We start from the raw sequence: 1,866 nt of genomic DNA on the forward strand, positions 1-1,866 counted from the left end.
AGTAAGTAGACCAAGGGAACCTCCCCCTCAGTCTCTCTCAGAACCGTACGTGAACCTCTCAGCTCATACGGCTCCCATTATTCATCGCCGGTAGTATTCCATATTTCCAATGCGCAAATAACTTGCGTTCTCGCTGTGCAATAGCTCCTAACCAATATTCTGCTCTTCTTCGATGTTTTCGCTTCTTGTATTTTCTACGAACCCATTTTACCAAGCAGCTATTGATGTATCGCAATACACTATACATTTCTGATTTATAGAAATGTCCATAATAATTAATCCATCCTTGGATTTTCTTATTAAACATGTTGGAAATATCCTGCAGGGTTTTATCTGCTTTAAGCTGTAATCGCCAACTTCTCACTTCTTTTCTAATTGCTTTCTTTGCCTTATCGGCAATAGCTGGCAAGAAGTTTGTAAAGAATTTTCCATATTTATTCTTTGAGTGCCTTGGTCGAAATGTGTAACCTAGAAAATCGAAAGAAATAGTCGGATAGTTCCAATGTCTATCATCATCTTTACAGTAGACAATTTTCGTTTTCTCCAAGTTCAATTCCAATCCCAATAATTGAAATCTTTCTTCCAGTCTTCGTTGAAGATATTTTGCCTGTTTCAATGAAGCACAATGTGCTATTCCATCATCGGCGTATCTTGCCCAAGGAATATTTGGAAATTCTTTCGCCATAAAATCATCAAATGTATAATGAAGAAATAGATTCGCAAGAACTGGACTGATGACTCCTCCTTGCGGAGTGCCAGAAATTCGCTCTGTTAACGTTCCGTCCTTCATTTGAAAAGGTGTAGTTAGCCATCTTTGTATATATAAGATGACCCATTCTTGATTTGTATGACGTTTTACCATTTCAATGAGGTAATCATGTCGGATATTATCAAACAGTCCCTTAATATCAAACTCCAACACCCAGTCTTTCCGCCAACATCTTTTCCTTGTAGCTTCGATCGCTTGAATTGCCGATTTGTTTGGTCGATATCCATAAGAATCTTCATAAAACAATTTTTCCACTGTTGGTTCAAAATATAGTTTCGCAACCATCTGTGCCACTCGGTCTTCGACTGTAGGTATGCCAAGTGTTCTTGTTCCACCATTCTTTTTGGGAATAGCTACTGCTTTTACTGGTTTAGGAAAATAACTTCCTGAGGACATACGATTCCATAGTTTGTACAGATTATTCTTCAAGTCTAGTTCGAAACTTTCAATAGACTGTTGATCAATTCCGTGTGTCCCTTTATTGGCTTTTACTCGCTCAAATGCAATCATTACAGCATTCTTTGAAATACTAAACGGTTTTGTTTCTTGCATAGGTTCCTCCTCCTTTCAAAGTTGACCTATCTTTGAAACTGAATAACTTGGATTCTTCGCTCCACTTCTATTACAGAAGTTTCATCACTACTACAACCCAATCTGCCCCTATGACTGCATCGGTACTCTTTTCTTGTGGGTCTTCCACTTGAAATACTCCCTTAACATCAGCCCGTAGGTTCCCACGTTCCGTACAAACGCCTGTGTTATGTTCATGCCACCTCTATGCCGCCCACCACTTAGACAGTAAACAGGTTTCCTCTAAGCTCATCCTAGGTTAACGACGACCCCCTAGTTTTGATGGAATCTCTACGCTTTCGACATTTCCGTAAGTGGTTCACATGACCATTCATCTCCATAACACGCACTTGACAGTTCTTGACTGCCTTTTCCTTAACGCTCAATACCATAGCTTTTGACTACAGCACCTTAAGGTAGTTTGAAATCTCCACCTGTATGGCGACTCCGACGGGCCCACCGTCATCATTTGTACAGCATAGCTGCTTTGAGTAGTCTTGCTACTCACGCACACTTTCGTGGCGCAC

1 protein-coding gene is annotated in these 1,866 nt (G+C 40.2%); it reads right to left on the reverse strand.

Features of this window, described 5'->3' with window-relative positions:
• Positions 1 to 58: 58 nt before the first annotated feature.
• Complete coding sequence (gene ltrA / locus ACOI1D_RS21450; protein WP_422504234.1) at positions 59 to 1,321, reverse strand: group II intron reverse transcriptase/maturase; 1,263 nt, start codon at positions 1,319 to 1,321, stop codon at positions 59 to 61.
• Between the last annotated feature and the right edge of the window lie 545 nt (positions 1,322 to 1,866).

Origin of the sequence: Virgibacillus sp. DJP39 (genome assembly GCF_049310925.1) — a bacterium.
Lineage (GTDB): Bacteria > Bacillota > Bacilli > Bacillales > Amphibacillaceae > Virgibacillus_F.

Bases quoted from the DNA above. Each gene is read 5' to 3' on its own strand.
- ltrA (WP_422504234.1), bottom strand. From the start codon at position 1,321: ATGCAAGAAACAAAACCGTTTAGTATTTCAAAGAATGCTGTAATGATT.